The organism is Streptomyces sp. 4N124 (assembly GCF_052245395.1).
In the GTDB taxonomy this organism is placed as follows: Bacteria; Actinomycetota; Actinomycetes; order Streptomycetales; family Streptomycetaceae; genus Streptomyces.
Window position 1 is genome coordinate 16,181 of the sequence record NZ_JBQQBS010000010.1, and the last position, 13,005, is coordinate 29,185.

The window sequence follows — 13,005 nt, forward strand, 5'->3', positions numbered from 1 at the left end:
GGACCACGTTCCTGCGGATCTGCTCGGATCCGTGCGCCGGAATCGGTGTGTCAGTTCACGCCGACGCCGTTGCCGACGATCTCACCGAGGCCGTTGCCGGTGCCTTCGGCGTTGCCGGCACCGGCTTCCTCACCGGCTCCGGCCTCTTCACCGGCACCGGCTTCCTCACCGGCGCCCGCTTCCTCGCCCGCTCCGGCGCCTTCACCGGCTCCGGCGTCCTCGCCCGCGCCCGCTTCGTCGCCGGCGCCCGCGCCGCCGCCCGCCGCGTCGCCGAGGGTCGCGCCGACCGCTTCCAGCGCGGTGGTGACCGGCTGGAAGAACGTCTCGCCGCCGACGGTGCAGTCACCGCTGCCGCCGGAGGTCAGGCCGATGGCGCTGCCGTCCTGGGTGAACATCGAGCCGCCGCTGTCGCCGGGCTCGGCGCAGACGTCGGTCTGGATGAGCCCGGTGACGGTGCCCTCCGGGTAGTTCACCGTGGCGTTGAGGCCGGTGACGGTGCCGTCGGCGAGTCCGGTGGTGCTGCCCATCCGGAAGACTTCCTGGCCTACGGCGGCTTCCGCGGCCTGGGCGATCGGGACGGTCTGGTCGCCGAGGTTGACCTCGCTCGGGGCCTCGGTCGCCGGGTCGTCGTACTTGACGAGCGCGAAGTCGCCCTCACCGGGGAAGACGGCCTGGTCGACGGTGGCGATCGGCGCACCTGCCTCGGAGTCCGACCACGCCTCGGCCGCGACCCCGCAGTGACCCGCGGTCAGGAAGGCGGGGGTGCCGTCGCCCGCGGTGACGTTGAAGCCGAGGGAGCAGCGCGCGCCGCCGGCGAAGATGGCGTCGCCGCCCGACGCGAACGTCTTGAAGGTACCGGCGGACTTCTTGATGGTCGCCATGTCTCCGCCCAGGCCCTGGACGGTCGACTCCAGTCTGTCCCAATTGGCGCCGGTGACCGTGGAGTCGGCGGTGACCTGGATCTTGTTGGTGCGCGGGTCGACGGCCCAGGCGGTGCCCGGGATGGTCGCCTCGGACTTCAGCGTCGCCGCGCCGGACTCCAGTTCGGCCATGCTGTTGTCGACCTGGCGGACCTCCGCGCCGGCCTTCTTGGCCTCCACGACCACCTGGTTGTTGTCGCCGACCACGTTGACGACCAGCTGCTGCTCGGCTTCGTCGTAGTAGGAGCCGGCGAAGGCGTCGCCGAGCAGCCCGGCGAGCTGCGAGGCGAGATCCGAGGCGTCCGCCGCCTTCAGAGTCTTGGGCGCGGCGCCGTCCGACGCGCCGTCCTGGGACGCGTTGGCGTTGGGCAGCAGAATCGCGGCCGCGCCGAGCGCCACGACGCTGCCCGCCGCTATCGCGGCCTTGCGCTTCGGAATTCGCTTGTGACTCAAACTTCTCGACCTCCCGGGGACGGGGTCTGTGCTGCCGTGCGGCAACTGTTGGGGCGCCTGGATGGCCATGGGTACGCAGAGGGCGCTCGGGGCGTTCAATTCCGCTTACGGGCTACGCCGATTCGGCCACGGTCGGCGTCCTGTGTCCCGGCGCCGGGAACAATCCCCCATATGACGATGACCACCGCCGAAGCCGACAAGATCCTCGCCGACGACTTCGCCCTCTGAGTCCTCCAACTGGCCCTGTCCGTGGAGGCGTTGGGCGACCACCGCGCGATCCTGCGACTGCCCACGGGCCGATGACGACAGTCAGCAGTCCACGTCGTTCCTGCGCGCGGGGACCGGCGCGGATGTCTTGATCGAGTCGGTGGTGACCAAGCTGGGCCGCCCGATGGCGTTCGCCCTACCGGGCTGACACGTTCAGTATTCGATCAATTACGGTCTGCTTGAAATCACGATCGGAATCCCGGCTTCAGCGAATCTGCACATTGAATACGCAACCAAGTCACCGTGGGCGAAGGTTCTGCACATGCCCGCGCCCCCCGGCACGCCTTTGTGGCCGGAGTGTCGGATTCGGCCGCGCGACCGGAAGGGGGTGGCGCGCGCCGATGCGGTGCCGGATGTGAAGAACTCGCCGTCGAGCCGTGCGCACGCCTGCACGGAACGGGGCCTGTGGGACTCAAGTGCCCTGGTGAGGCCCTTGGTTGATTGGAAGCCCACGGTGGCCGCGTGCTTTGATCCGTTGCACCGCGGGGGCCGCGAAGGGACCCCGGAAACGGGTGCCCGGCACCTGCGGTTCGCGGCCTTCGGTCTGTCCCCCAGAAGGGGGCCGCTCCCCCCTTGTGAGATATCCATATGAAGGGAAGTTCCATCATGAACTCCACCCCCCAGGTTGAGACCGTCGAGATCTCCGACGCCGAGCTGGACAACGTCTCCGGCGGCCTGTCCGTGAACGCCCTTGGCACCGTCACCGGCATCGTGGACGGCATTGCTCCGGTTTCCGGCCTGGTCGACACGGTCGTTGGCACCGTCGAGGGCGCCACCGGCCTGAACACCGCCCCGGTCACCAGCCTGGTCGCCGGTCTCTGATCGCAGCCTGTGCCGTGGAGTCCCGGAGCCGTACACCGGTTCCGGGACTCTCGGATGCCATCATTCAGCCGGTTCGGGAGAACCGGTCCGTTGTCGTTTGCAGGTGAGGGAAAGTTCCGTGCAGTTCCGCCAGCAGGCCCTCGCCAAGCTCCAATCACCGGAGGAACTCGACCTTCCGGTGCGTTTCGCCCGCCCTCAGGGCTGGCTCGTCCTCTCCGTGACGGTGATCGTCATGGCGGCCGCCTCGGTGTGGGCGGTGACCGGCTCGGTGGCCTCCACGGTCAGCGCGCCCGCCATCCTCACGCACGGACAGGGCAGTTACATCCTGCAGAGCCCGGTCGCCGGCCAGGTCACGGCGATCCTCGCCGAGGAGGGCGAGCAGCTGCCCGCGAACACGCCGGTACTGAAGGTCCGCACGAGTCAGGGCGACACCGTCGTCCGCACCATCGCCGCCGGCCGGCTCACCGCGCTCGCCGCCACCATCGGGCAGATCATCTCCGCCGGCGCGAACGTCGCCGCCGTCGAGAAGGTCGCCCGCGCCAAGGACCCGCTGTACGCGACGGTCTACGTGCCCGCCGAGAACGCGGCCTCCATCCCCGCGAACGCGGCCGTCGACCTCACCGTCCAGTCCGTGCCGACCCAGGAGTACGGCGTGCTGCGCGGCCATGTGAAGTCGGTGGACCGCTCCGCGCAGTCGGCGCAGCAGATCGCCTCGTTCCTCGGGGACAGCCAGCTGGGCGAGCAGTTCACCAAGGACGGCAGGCCGGTGGCCGTGCTGGTCAGGCTCGACAAGAAGAAGAGCACGAAGAGCGGCTACAAGTGGTCGTCCGCGGACGGTCCGCCGTTCGCCCTCACTTCCATGACCGCGGCCGAAGGCCAGATACGGCTCGCCGATCAGCGCCCCGTCGACTGGCTGCTGCCGTGAGCGCCGCACAGGAGACCCGCAGCAGACGCCGGGCCGCGCCGCCGAAGCGCCGCCCGGTGCCCAAGGGCCGGGGCAAGAGCGTCCGTACCCCCACCGTGCTCCAGATGGAGGCCGTCGAGTGCGGGGCCGCCTCCCTCGCCATGGTGCTCGGCCACTTCGGACGGCATGTCCCGCTGGAGGAGCTGCGCATCGCGTGCGGCGTGTCCCGGGACGGCTCGCGCGCCAGCAATCTGCTGAAGGCGGCACGCAGTTACGGCCTGACGGCCAAGGGCATGCAGATGGACACCGCGGCGCTCGCCGAGGTGAAGGCGCCCGCGATCCTGTTCTGGGAGTTCAACCACTACGTCGTCTACGACGGCATCGGGCGCCGCTTCGGCCGCCGCGGGGTGTACATCAACGACCCCGGCAAGGGCCGCCGCTTCGTGCCGATGGAGGACTTCGACTCCAGCTTCACGGGCGTCGTCCTGGTCATGGAGCCGGGCGAGGAGTTCGAGAAGGGCGGCCGGAAGCCGGGCGTCCTGGGTGCGATGCCCGCCCGGCTGCGCGGCACCGCGGGCACGATGCCCGCCGCGGTGCTGGCGAGCCTGCTGCTGGTGGTGGTCGGCGCGTCGGTGCCGGCGCTGAGCCGCACGTACATCGACATGTTCCTCATCGGGGGCCAGACCTCCCTGCTCGGCGTGCTGTTCGCGTCGATGGGGACGTGCGTCCTGCTCACGCTCGTGCTGACGTGGCTGCAACAGGCGAACCTGCTGCGCGGCCGCATCATCTCCTCCACGCTCTCCAGCGCCCGCTTCCTGCGCCATCTGCTGCGGCTGCCGGTGACGTTCTTCTCCCAGCGCAGCCCGGCCGACCTGGTGCAGCGCCTCCAGTCGAACGACCAGGTGGCCGAGACGCTGGCCCGCGACCTCGCGGCGGCGGGCGTGGACGCGGTGGTCGTGGTCCTCTACGCCATCCTCCTCTACACGTACGACCCCCAGCTCACCTTCGTCGGCATCGGCGTCGCCCTGCTGAACCTGGTGGCGATGCGGGTCGTCATCCGGCTGCGCGCGACCCGTACGGCGAAGCTGCGCGCGGACAGCGCCCGGCTCACCAACACCGCGTACACGGGCCTGCAGTTGATCGAGACGATGAAGGCGACCGGCGGTGAGGACGGCTACTTCCGCAAGTGGGCCGGGCAGCACGCCACCACGCTGGAAGAACAGCAGCGGCTCGGCGTACCGAGCGCCTGGCTGGGCGTGGTCGCACCGACGCTCGCGACCCTCAACAGCGCGCTGATCCTGTGGATCGGCGGGATGCGGGCGGTCGAGGGCGGTATATCCGTCGGCCTGCTGGTCGCCTTCCAGGCGCTCGTCACCCGCTTCACCGCCCCGATCACCCGCCTCAACGGCGTCGCGGGCCGCATCCAGGACTTCGCCGCCGACGTGGCCCGTCTGAAGGACGTCGAGAACTTCCAGGCCGACCCGCTCTACGGCCGCTCCGGCACCGGCGACTCGACGCGCCGCCTGCACGGACACGTCGAGCTGCAGAACATCACCTTCGGCTACAACCCCCTCGACAAGCCCCTGCTCACCGGCTTCGACCTGACCGTGGGCCCGGGCCAGCAGGTCGCGCTGGTCGGCGGCTCCGGCAGCGGCAAGTCCACGGTGTCCCGCCTCATCTCCGGCCTCTACACCCCCTGGGACGGCGTGATCCGCATCGACGGACAGCGGCTCGACGACATCCCGCGCGGCGCGCTCGCCGCCTCCGTCTCCTTCGTCGACCAGGACGTCTTCCTCTTCGAGGGCACTGTCCGGGACAACGTGGCGCTGTGGGACCCGTCGATCCCGGACGAGGCGGTGGTGGACGCGCTGCGGGACGCGGCGCTGTACGACGTCGTCATGCGCAGGCCGGGCGGCATCCAGAGCCGGGTCGAGCAGGACGGCCGGAACTTCTCCGGCGGGCAGCGGCAACGCCTGGAGATCGCCCGGGCGCTGGTGCGCAGGCCGAGCATCCTCGTACTCGACGAGGTGACCAGCGCCCTGGACGCCGAGACCGAGCTGACGGTGATGGACAACCTCCGCAAGCGCGGCTGCGCCTGCGTGGTCATCGCCCACCGGCTCAGCACCGTGCGCGACAGCGACGAGATCGTCGTACTCCAGCACGGCACGATCGTGGAACGCGGGCGGCACGACGCCCTGGTCGCAGCGGGCGGCACCTACGCCGCGCTGGTCAAGGAGCGGTGAGATGACGTCCGTTCACGAGGGCGACCTGGTCCTCGGCGCGCTGGGTCAGATGGGCACGCCGATCGACTGCACCGGGCTCAACCGCCTCGACCTCGAAGGCCCGCAGGTGCTGTGGCTGGTCGCGTCCGGCGCCATGGACCTGTTCGCGGTCGACGCCGAGCAGCAGGGCCACTGGCACCACCTCGGCCGCCTGGAGACGGGCTCGCTGCTGCTCGGCCCGGTCCCGGGTCCCCAGCACACCCTGGTCGCCCGCCCCTCACGCGACTGCGTCGTCCACCGCATCGGCCTGCGCGAGCTGTACCAGCCCGCGAACACCCAGACCTGGTCGTACGACGAGTACGGCAACCCCCAGTACGTCCCGCCCACGACCAGCCCGCTGGAGTACGCCCTCGCGCTCGGCGTCGGCCGCAGCCTGTCGATCCTCTTCCAGGCGCCGATGGCCGGCGACTCGGCCGCCGCGCCCACCGACGACGACGTGTTCTGGATGCAGGTGCCGCCGGGCAGCGTGCAGTACGGCTCCCTGTACGGCGCGGAGGCCGCCGCCGACCTGCTGATGGACCCGGGTGTCTGGCAGGGCATGGTCGACCAGCAGTACCGGCTGCTGTCGACGCTGGACCGCTGGATCGAGCAGTTGGAGCGCACCCACGAGACGCGGACGGCGGCCGGTATCAAGGCCGGTGAGGCGGTCCGCGCCGAGGCCGACCGGACGCTGCTCGCGTCGATCGGCAAGTCGTCGGCGAAGCGTGCGACGGCCGCTGACGCGGACGCCAGCTATGCCGCGTGCAAGCTGGTCGCCCAGGCCTGCGGGATCACTCTCACGGAGCCCGCGCAGACCGGCACCGGAAGTGACCGGCTCGATCCCGTCGAGCAGGTCGCCGTCGCCTCCCGCGTCCGCACCAGGTCCGTACGGCTGGACGGCCGCTGGTGGCGGGACAACGTCGGCCCGATGGTCGGCCACCGGGCGCTGTCCGGAGCGCCGGTCGCCCTGCTGTGGCGGCGCGGCGGCTATGTCGCCGTCCATCCGGCGACCGGCCGGGAGACGCCGATCGAGAAGGCCAACGCGGAGGAGTTCGAGCCGCGTGCGGTGATGTTCTACCGTCCGCTGCCGGACCGCGGGCTCAGCCCGCTGCGGCTGCTGCGGTTCAGCATGCGGGGCACGAGCGGCGATCTGACGAGCCTCATCATCAGCGGACTGGTCACGGTGGCCATCGGCGCGCTGGTGCCGATCGCGACCGGCAAGGTGCTCGGCGAGTTCGTGCCGAAGGCCCAGACCGGACTGATCGTGCAGGTCTGTCTGGCGGTCACGGTCAGCAGCGTGGTGGCGGCGGCCTTCATGCTGCTGCAGAACCTGACGATCCTGCGCCTGGAGGGCCGTATCGAGGCGACGCTCCAACCGGCCGTCTGGGACCGCCTGTTGCGACTGCCGACCAAGTTCTTCACCGAGCGGTCGACAGGCGAGCTGGCCAGCGCCGCCATGGGCATCAGCTCGATTCGCCGGCTCATGGCGGGAGTCGGCCCGGTGGTCGCCCAGTCGCTGACCGTCGGCGTGATGAACCTGGCGCTGCTGTTCTGGTACAGCGTGCCGATGGCCCTCGCCGCGATCGGCATGCTCGTGGTGATCGCGGCGGTGTTCCTGGGGCTCGGGCTGTGGCAGGTGCGCTGGCAGCGGCGGCTCGTCGTGCTCGGCAACAAGCTGAACAACCAGGCCTTCCAGACGCTACGCGGCCTGCCGAAGCTCAGGGTCGCGGCGGCCGAGAACTACGCGTACGCCGCCTGGGCGTCCGAGTTCGCCCGCAGCCGCGAGCTGCAGCAGAAGGCGGGCCACATCAAGAACCTCAACGCGGTGCTGAGCGCGGTGTATCTGCCGCTGTGCACCCTGCTGATGTTCATGCTGCTGGCCGGTCCGGCGCGCGGCGAGATGTCGGCAGCGGCGTTCCTCACCTTCAACACGTCGGTGACGATGCTGCTGACCTCCGTCACCCAGCTCACCGGCGCCTTCGTCTCGGCGGTGGCCGCGCTGCCGTTGTTCGAGGAGATCAAGCCGGTGCTCGACGCGACACCGGAGGTGCGCACGGCGAGCACAAGGCCGGGACCGCTGACCGGAGCGATGGAGACGCGACGGCTGTCGTTCCGGTACTCGGACGACGGCCCGCTGGTGCTGGACGACGTGTCGTTCGAGGTGCGGCCGGGCGAGTTCGTGGCGATCGTCGGCCCCAGCGGCTGCGGCAAGTCGACGCTGCTGCGGCTGCTCATCGGCTTCGACAAGCCGGTCTCGGGCAGTGTGCTGTACGACGGCCAGGACCTGGCGGCGCTCGACCAGTCCGCCGTACGCCGGCAGTGCGGTGTGGTGCTCCAGCATGCGCAGCCGTTCACCGGCTCCATCCTGGACGTCATCTGCGGCACCGAGCCCTACACGCCCGAGGAGGCGATGGCGGCGGCGGCGATGGCGGGGCTCGCCGAGGACATCCAGCGGATGCCGATGGGGCTGCACACGATCGTCGCGGGCAACGGCGCGATATCCGGCGGCCAGCGGCAGCGGCTGATGATCGCCCAGGCGCTGATCCGCCGGCCCCGCATCCTCTTCTTCGACGAGGCGACCAGCGCCCTCGACAACGAGACCCAGCGCACGGTCATCGAGAGCACCAAGGCCCTCAACGCCACCCGCATCGTCATCGCGCACCGCCTGTCGACGGTGCTGGACGCCGACCGCGTCATCGTGATGGAGGACGGCAAGGTCGCGCAGCAGGGCCCGCCCGCGCAGCTGCTGGCGGACACGGGCGGGCGGCTGCACGAGCTGGTGAAGCGGCAGATGGCGTAGCGCTCCGCTGGGTGGTGCCGCGATGGGTCGTTGGTCTTCTGCGGCGCCGTCGTGGCTGGTCGCGCAGTTCCCCGCGCCCCTACGGGGCGCGGTCAGTCCGTGCCGGGGATCGGCGCGCCGGACGGAACCCCGGCCGCGACCCAGCTTGCGTAGGCCTCCTCCCAGGGTGCCGTCATCCCGGCGTGCGGGCCCTCGAAGTGCTCGCCCCTGGCTCGGGCATCGAGGGCGGCGAGGCAGACGTCCCAGCCGGCGCCGTTGCGGGCGGCGGTGTTCTCGGCGGCCAGGATGTTGGTGAGCGTGAAGCGGGTGCGCTTGTCGTCCAGGGCTTCGAGGTCGAAGTGGAGTTCGTCGCCGCCCCACTCGAAGGAGAGGTGCCGGGGCTCGTCGACGGCGAGCACAGTGCCCGTGGTGTCCTCCATGGCCGGGTCGCCGCTGAACTTGATCGTGCCGCCGGGGCGCAGCTCGATCTCGGCGCGGGACGGGAACCAGTGGACGAGCTCGTCGGCGTCGGTCACGAACTGCCAGACGCGGTCGACGGGATGGTCGTAGGTACGGGTGAAGCGGACGGCGGGGCGGCCGTCGTCCAGGGTCAGATAGGTGCCGGTGCGTTCGACGGACATGGTGGATCAGTCCTTCGGAGAGGGGTCCTCGGTGGAGTCGTCCGACGTCTCGTCCAGGCGGCGGCCCAGCGCGTCGAGGCTGCGGTTCCACAGCCTCCGGTACGGGGCCAGCCAGGCGTCGAGTTCTTCGATCGGCGCCGGGTCGAGGGCGTAGACCCGCCGCTGCGCGTCCTGCCGGACCCGCACCAGACCGGCATCACGCAGCACCCGCAGATGCTTCGACGTGCTCGGCTGGCTCAGCCCGCATGCCTCGACGATCTCCCCGACGGGCCGCGGCCGCTCCAGGAGCAGCGCGACGATGGCCCGCCGGTGCGGATCGGCGAGGGCGGTCCAGAGGGCGGCGTCGGACATGAGTCCAATATGCCTCAGCGGTTATATTCCCGTCAAGGAATACTCGGCGGCAGACGTTGCGCACGTCACAAACCCCCGTTTCTGCGAAACGTTGCCGTTTCGCAGAAACAGGCCTAGCCTCGATGTGTACGAAACAGTTTCGTTTACGGTCTCTTGACCTTCGACGAGCCTGTTGACCTTCGAACGACTTCCCTGGAGTGGTTCCCGATGTCCCAGAAGACCCTGTCCGACGGCGCCCGCGCGGGCGCCGCGGCGCCGACCGAGGCGGACTCCGGCAAGCGGTGGTGGATCCTCGCGATCGTCGCGCTCGCCCAGTTGATGGTCGTCCTCGACGCCACGATCGTGAACATCGCCCTGCCCTCGGCCCAGGCCGACCTCGGCTTCTCCGACGGCAACCGGCAGTGGGTCGTGACGGCGTACGCGCTCGCGTTCGCCTCCCTGCTGCTGCTCGGCGGACGGATCGCCGACCTGTTCGGCCGCAAGACCGCCTTCCTCGTGGGGGTCGTCGGCTTCGGTGCCGTCTCCGCACTCGGCGGCGCCGCGACCAGCTTCGAGATGCTGGTCGTCGCCCGTGCCCTCCAGGGTGTCTTCGGCGCCCTGCTCGCGCCCGCCGCGCTCTCCCTCCTCAACACCACCTTCACCGACGCCCGCGAGCGCGCCAGGGCGTTCAGCGTGTACGGCGCCATCGCGGGCGCCGGCGGTGCGGTGGGCCTGCTGCTAGGCGGCATCCTGACCGACGCGCTGGACTGGCGCTGGACGCTCTACGTCAACGTGGCCATCGCCCTCGTCGCCTTCGTCGGCGGCTGGATGCTGCTGAGCAACCACCGCGACGCGGCGGGCTCCAAGCTCGACGTGCCGGGCACCATCCTGGTCGCCGGTGGTCTGTTCGGCCTGGTCTACGGCTTCTCCAACGCCGAGACGCACGACTGGTCCTCGCCGCAGACCTGGGGCTTCCTGCTCGCGGGCGGCATTCTGCTGGCGGCCTTCGCCTGGTGGCAGACCCGTGCGTCCCACCCGCTGCTGCCGCTGCGCATCCTGCTCGACCGGGACCGTGGGGCCTCGCTCCTCGCCGTGCTGATCAGCGGCGCCGGCATGTTCGGTGTGTTCCTGTTCCTCACCTACTACCTCCAGCTGAACCTGGGCTTCAGCCCGACGAAGACCGGCGTGGCCTTCCTGCCGATGGTCGCGGCGCTGATGGCGGCGGCGCAGGTCGGCACCACGATGCTGGTGCCGCGGCTCGGCCCCAAGGCCGTGATCCCGCTGGGCTTCGCGATCGCCACGGGCGGCATGGCCTGGCTGACCGGCATCGGGGTCGGCTCGGACTATGTGAGCGCGGTGCTGCCGCAGCTGATCGTCATCGGCCTGGGCCTCGGCCTGGTGATGCCGCCGGCCATGCAGATGGCCACCGGCGGGGTGGCCGCCGAGGACGCAGGTGTGGCCTCCGCCACCGTCAACGCCATGCAGCAGGTGGGTGGTTCGATCGGCACGGCGCTGCTCAACACGCTCGCCGCGAGCGCCGCGACGAACTACCTCTCCGGCCGGGACGCCACGAACAGGCTGGTGCAGGCACAGTCCACGATCGAGAGCTACACCACCGCGTTCTGGTGGTCGGCGGGCTTCTTCGCGGCGGGTGCGGTGATCGCGTTCCTGCTCTTCCGCCGCGGGGTGCCGCAGCAGGACGCGGACGCCGCGCCGGTCGTCCACATGTGAGCCGTACCGCCCGCTGACCGAGGGGCCGCCGTCTGCAGGGAGACGGCGGCCCCTCCTCGCTGTCAGAGTGACCGTATGCGCAAGCGGACGGCGGCACTTGGCAGCACGCTCTTCCTCGCGCTGGCTCCCGGCACCGTGGCCCTGCTGCTCCCGTGGTGGCTCACCGACTGGCGGGCCGGGGACTGGTGGCCGCCCGTGCGGCTGCTCGGCCTCGTCCCGCTCGCCGCGGGCGCGGCCGTCCTGCTCTCCGCCTTCACCCGGTTCGTCGTCGAAGGGTTGGGCACCCCCGCTCCGGTCGCGCCCACCGAGCATCTGGTGGTGGGCGGGCTGTACCGGTTCGTGCGCAATCCGATGTACGTCGCGGTGGACGCGACGATCGCCGGCCAGGCACTGCTGCTGGCCCGGCCGGTGCTGTTCTGGTACGGGGCCTTCGCCGGGCTCGGGATGTGGGCGTTCGCGCGATGGTACGAGGAGCCCGCACTCGCCGGCCGGTTCGGCGCCGAGTACGAGCGCTACCGCCGGGCCGTGCCGGGCTGGTGGCCGCGGTTGACGCCGTGTCGCGGGGAGTGATCCCGTTCGTCCCTCCGCCGGCTGGGTACTCGTCAGCCCATGCGAATCAGCGTGGTGGATGTGGGGTCGAACACGGTCCGGCTGGTGGTGGCGGATGCGGCGGGTGGGGTGCCGCTGCCGGTCCACACCGCCAAGTGGCGCCTGAGGTTGTCGGACGAGGTCGGGCCCGGTGGCCGCATTCCCGAGAGGGCCGTGGAACGGCTCGTCGACGCGGTCGCCGAGGCGAGCGCGACCGCCTCGAAGTGGGGCGCCGCGGGTCCGCTGGCCTTCGCCACGGCTGTGGTGCGAAACGCCCCGAACCGGCAGGACGTCCTGCGCACCGTGCGGACGCGCACCGGGGTCGAGCTGTGCACCTTGCCGGGTGAGGTCGAGGCCGAGCTGACGTTCCTGGGCGCCCGGCGCTGGATGGGCTGGCAGGCGGGGCCGCTCGGGCTGCTCGACATCGGCGGCGGTTCCCTCGAAGTGGCCTTCGGCCGCGGCCGGTTGCCGGACTTCGTGGCCTCACTGCCGCTCGGTGCGGGACGGCTGACGCGTGAGTTCTTCGACGGCCAGGATCCGCCGCCGCCGGAGCAGGTGAAGGCGCTGCGCCGCACGGTCCGGCACCAGCTGCGGGACGTGGCGGCCCGGATCCGCTGGGAGGGGCCGCGTAGCGCGGTCGCCACCTCCCGTACGTTCCAGCAGTTGGGGCGGCTGTGCGGAGCCCCGCCCGGCCGGAAGGGCCCGTTCACCGAACGACTGCTGCACCGCTCGGACCTGCGCGCGGCGATCGACCGGCTGGCCGCGCTGCCCGCCGCCGAACGCGCCGAGCTCCCCGGCATCTCCGCGCCGCGCGCCGAGCAGAGCCTGGCAGGCGCGGTGGTCGGGCACACCGCGATGAAGCTGACCGGTCTCAAGGCGGTCACCCTCTGCCCCTGGGCACTCCGCGAGGGCATCCTGCTGCGGCACCTCGAGGACGGCTCCGCCTGGTGGGCGGAGATCACCCGGCCCGCCGAGGAACCCTCTCCCCCGGAGCCGGTGCCCTTGCGGGTCGCGACCGCGACGGACTGACGAACCGAACCAACCGAACCGAACCGACCGAGGAGACATCGTGCCCCAGCACGATCACCGGCCCGACGACCAGCCCGAGCGGGCACTCGACGAGGTCCTCCGCGAGATCAGGGAGGCCGAGCACCGCGTCGAGGGCCCCGAGGACTCCGAACGGCAGCGCCACCACAGGGGCGAGGCCGGCGAGGCCATCACCCCCAACACGCAGGCGCAGGAAGAGTCCCGGGGCGACTGACCGGCGGCCGAGTCCCATCGCACGGGTCGCACGGCGACACCCGGGTAC

At 71.1% G+C, this 13,005-nt stretch carries 11 protein-coding genes and 1 pseudogene; 9 read left to right on the plus strand and 3 right to left on the minus strand.

Annotated features, from left to right (window positions below; genetic code table 11):
• Positions 1-50: 50 nt before the first annotated feature.
• Positions 51-1,373 carry a S1 family peptidase gene (locus ACTWQO_RS12585; protein WP_443237346.1) on the minus strand — a complete coding sequence of 441 codons (1,323 nt, stop codon included), beginning with the start codon at positions 1,371-1,373 and terminating at the stop codon, positions 51-53.
• Between the two features lie 171 nt (positions 1,374-1,544).
• Between ACTWQO_RS12585 and ACTWQO_RS12590 the strand changes: the two are divergent.
• The 5 genes and pseudogenes from ACTWQO_RS12590 to ACTWQO_RS12610 all read left to right on the plus strand — a co-directional run.
• Positions 1,545-1,776: pseudogene (locus tag ACTWQO_RS12590) on the plus strand (thioesterase); the annotation flags it as partial.
• 470 nt (positions 1,777-2,246) lie between these two features.
• Positions 2,247-2,462, plus strand: coding sequence for a type A2 lantipeptide (locus ACTWQO_RS12595; RefSeq protein WP_210570002.1), 216 nt, complete (start codon positions 2,247-2,249; stop codon positions 2,460-2,462).
• 118 nt (positions 2,463-2,580) lie between these two features.
• A complete protein-coding gene (locus ACTWQO_RS12600) occupies positions 2,581-3,387 on the plus strand; it encodes an HlyD family efflux transporter periplasmic adaptor subunit (protein ID WP_443237347.1) in 807 nt (268 codons plus the stop codon).
• Positions 3,384-5,609 (plus strand): NHLP family bacteriocin export ABC transporter peptidase/permease/ATPase subunit, encoded by a 2,226-nt coding sequence (locus ACTWQO_RS12605; RefSeq protein WP_443237348.1) that lies wholly within the window; start codon positions 3,384-3,386, stop codon positions 5,607-5,609. The genes ACTWQO_RS12600 and ACTWQO_RS12605 overlap by 4 nt, the downstream gene beginning before the upstream one ends.
• Position 5,610: 1 nt before the next feature.
• Positions 5,611-8,427, plus strand: a complete 2,817-nt coding sequence (locus tag ACTWQO_RS12610; protein WP_443237349.1) for an NHLP bacteriocin export ABC transporter permease/ATPase subunit — start codon at positions 5,611-5,613, stop codon at positions 8,425-8,427.
• Between the two features lie 92 nt (positions 8,428-8,519).
• On the opposite strand, the gene ACTWQO_RS12615 is transcribed toward ACTWQO_RS12610, so the two are convergent.
• Entirely contained in the window at positions 8,520-9,047 is a 528-nt protein-coding gene (locus ACTWQO_RS12615) for an SRPBCC family protein (RefSeq protein WP_443237350.1), read from the minus strand.
• 6 nt (positions 9,048-9,053) lie between these two features.
• Positions 9,054-9,398: an ArsR/SmtB family transcription factor gene (locus ACTWQO_RS12620; RefSeq protein ID WP_443237351.1), complete on the minus strand. Its 345-nt coding sequence runs from the start codon at positions 9,396-9,398 to the stop codon at positions 9,054-9,056.
• A gap of 207 nt (positions 9,399-9,605) precedes the next feature.
• Between ACTWQO_RS12620 and ACTWQO_RS12625 the strand changes: the two genes are divergently transcribed.
• The 4 genes from ACTWQO_RS12625 (at position 9,606) to ACTWQO_RS12640 (ending at position 12,957) form a co-directional block, all read left to right on the plus strand.
• Positions 9,606-11,108 (plus strand): MFS transporter, encoded by a 1,503-nt coding sequence (locus ACTWQO_RS12625; RefSeq protein ID WP_443237352.1) that lies wholly within the window; start codon positions 9,606-9,608, stop codon positions 11,106-11,108.
• A 75-nt stretch (positions 11,109-11,183) separates the two neighbouring features.
• On the plus strand, positions 11,184-11,678 hold the full coding sequence (locus ACTWQO_RS12630) for a methyltransferase family protein (protein ID WP_443237353.1): 495 nt from the start codon (positions 11,184-11,186) through the stop codon (positions 11,676-11,678).
• A gap of 39 nt (positions 11,679-11,717) precedes the next feature.
• On the plus strand, positions 11,718-12,725 hold the full coding sequence (locus ACTWQO_RS12635; RefSeq protein WP_443237354.1) for a Ppx/GppA phosphatase family protein: 1,008 nt from the start codon (positions 11,718-11,720) through the stop codon (positions 12,723-12,725).
• Between the two features lie 40 nt (positions 12,726-12,765).
• Positions 12,766-12,957, plus strand: coding sequence for a hypothetical protein (locus ACTWQO_RS12640; protein ID WP_443237355.1), 192 nt, complete (start codon positions 12,766-12,768; stop codon positions 12,955-12,957).
• Positions 12,958-13,005: the final 48 nt, after the last annotated feature.

What these genes read in the sequence shown, in the direction of transcription:
- ACTWQO_RS12615 (WP_443237350.1), bottom strand. Translation starts at nt 9,047, where the DNA reads ATGTCCGTCGAACGCACCGGCACCTATCTGACCCTGGACGACGGCCGC.
- ACTWQO_RS12625 (WP_443237352.1), top strand. Translation starts at nt 9,606, where the DNA reads ATGTCCCAGAAGACCCTGTCCGACGGCGCCCGCGCGGGCGCCGCGGCG.
- ACTWQO_RS12630 (WP_443237353.1), top strand. Translation starts at nt 11,184, where the DNA reads ATGCGCAAGCGGACGGCGGCACTTGGCAGCACGCTCTTCCTCGCGCTG.
- ACTWQO_RS12635 (WP_443237354.1), top strand. Translation starts at nt 11,718, where the DNA reads ATGCGAATCAGCGTGGTGGATGTGGGGTCGAACACGGTCCGGCTGGTG.
- ACTWQO_RS12610 (WP_443237349.1), top strand. Translation starts at nt 5,611, where the DNA reads ATGACGTCCGTTCACGAGGGCGACCTGGTCCTCGGCGCGCTGGGTCAG.
- ACTWQO_RS12595 (WP_210570002.1), top strand. Translation starts at nt 2,247, where the DNA reads ATGAACTCCACCCCCCAGGTTGAGACCGTCGAGATCTCCGACGCCGAG.
- ACTWQO_RS12620 (WP_443237351.1), bottom strand. Translation starts at nt 9,398, where the DNA reads ATGTCCGACGCCGCCCTCTGGACCGCCCTCGCCGATCCGCACCGGCGG.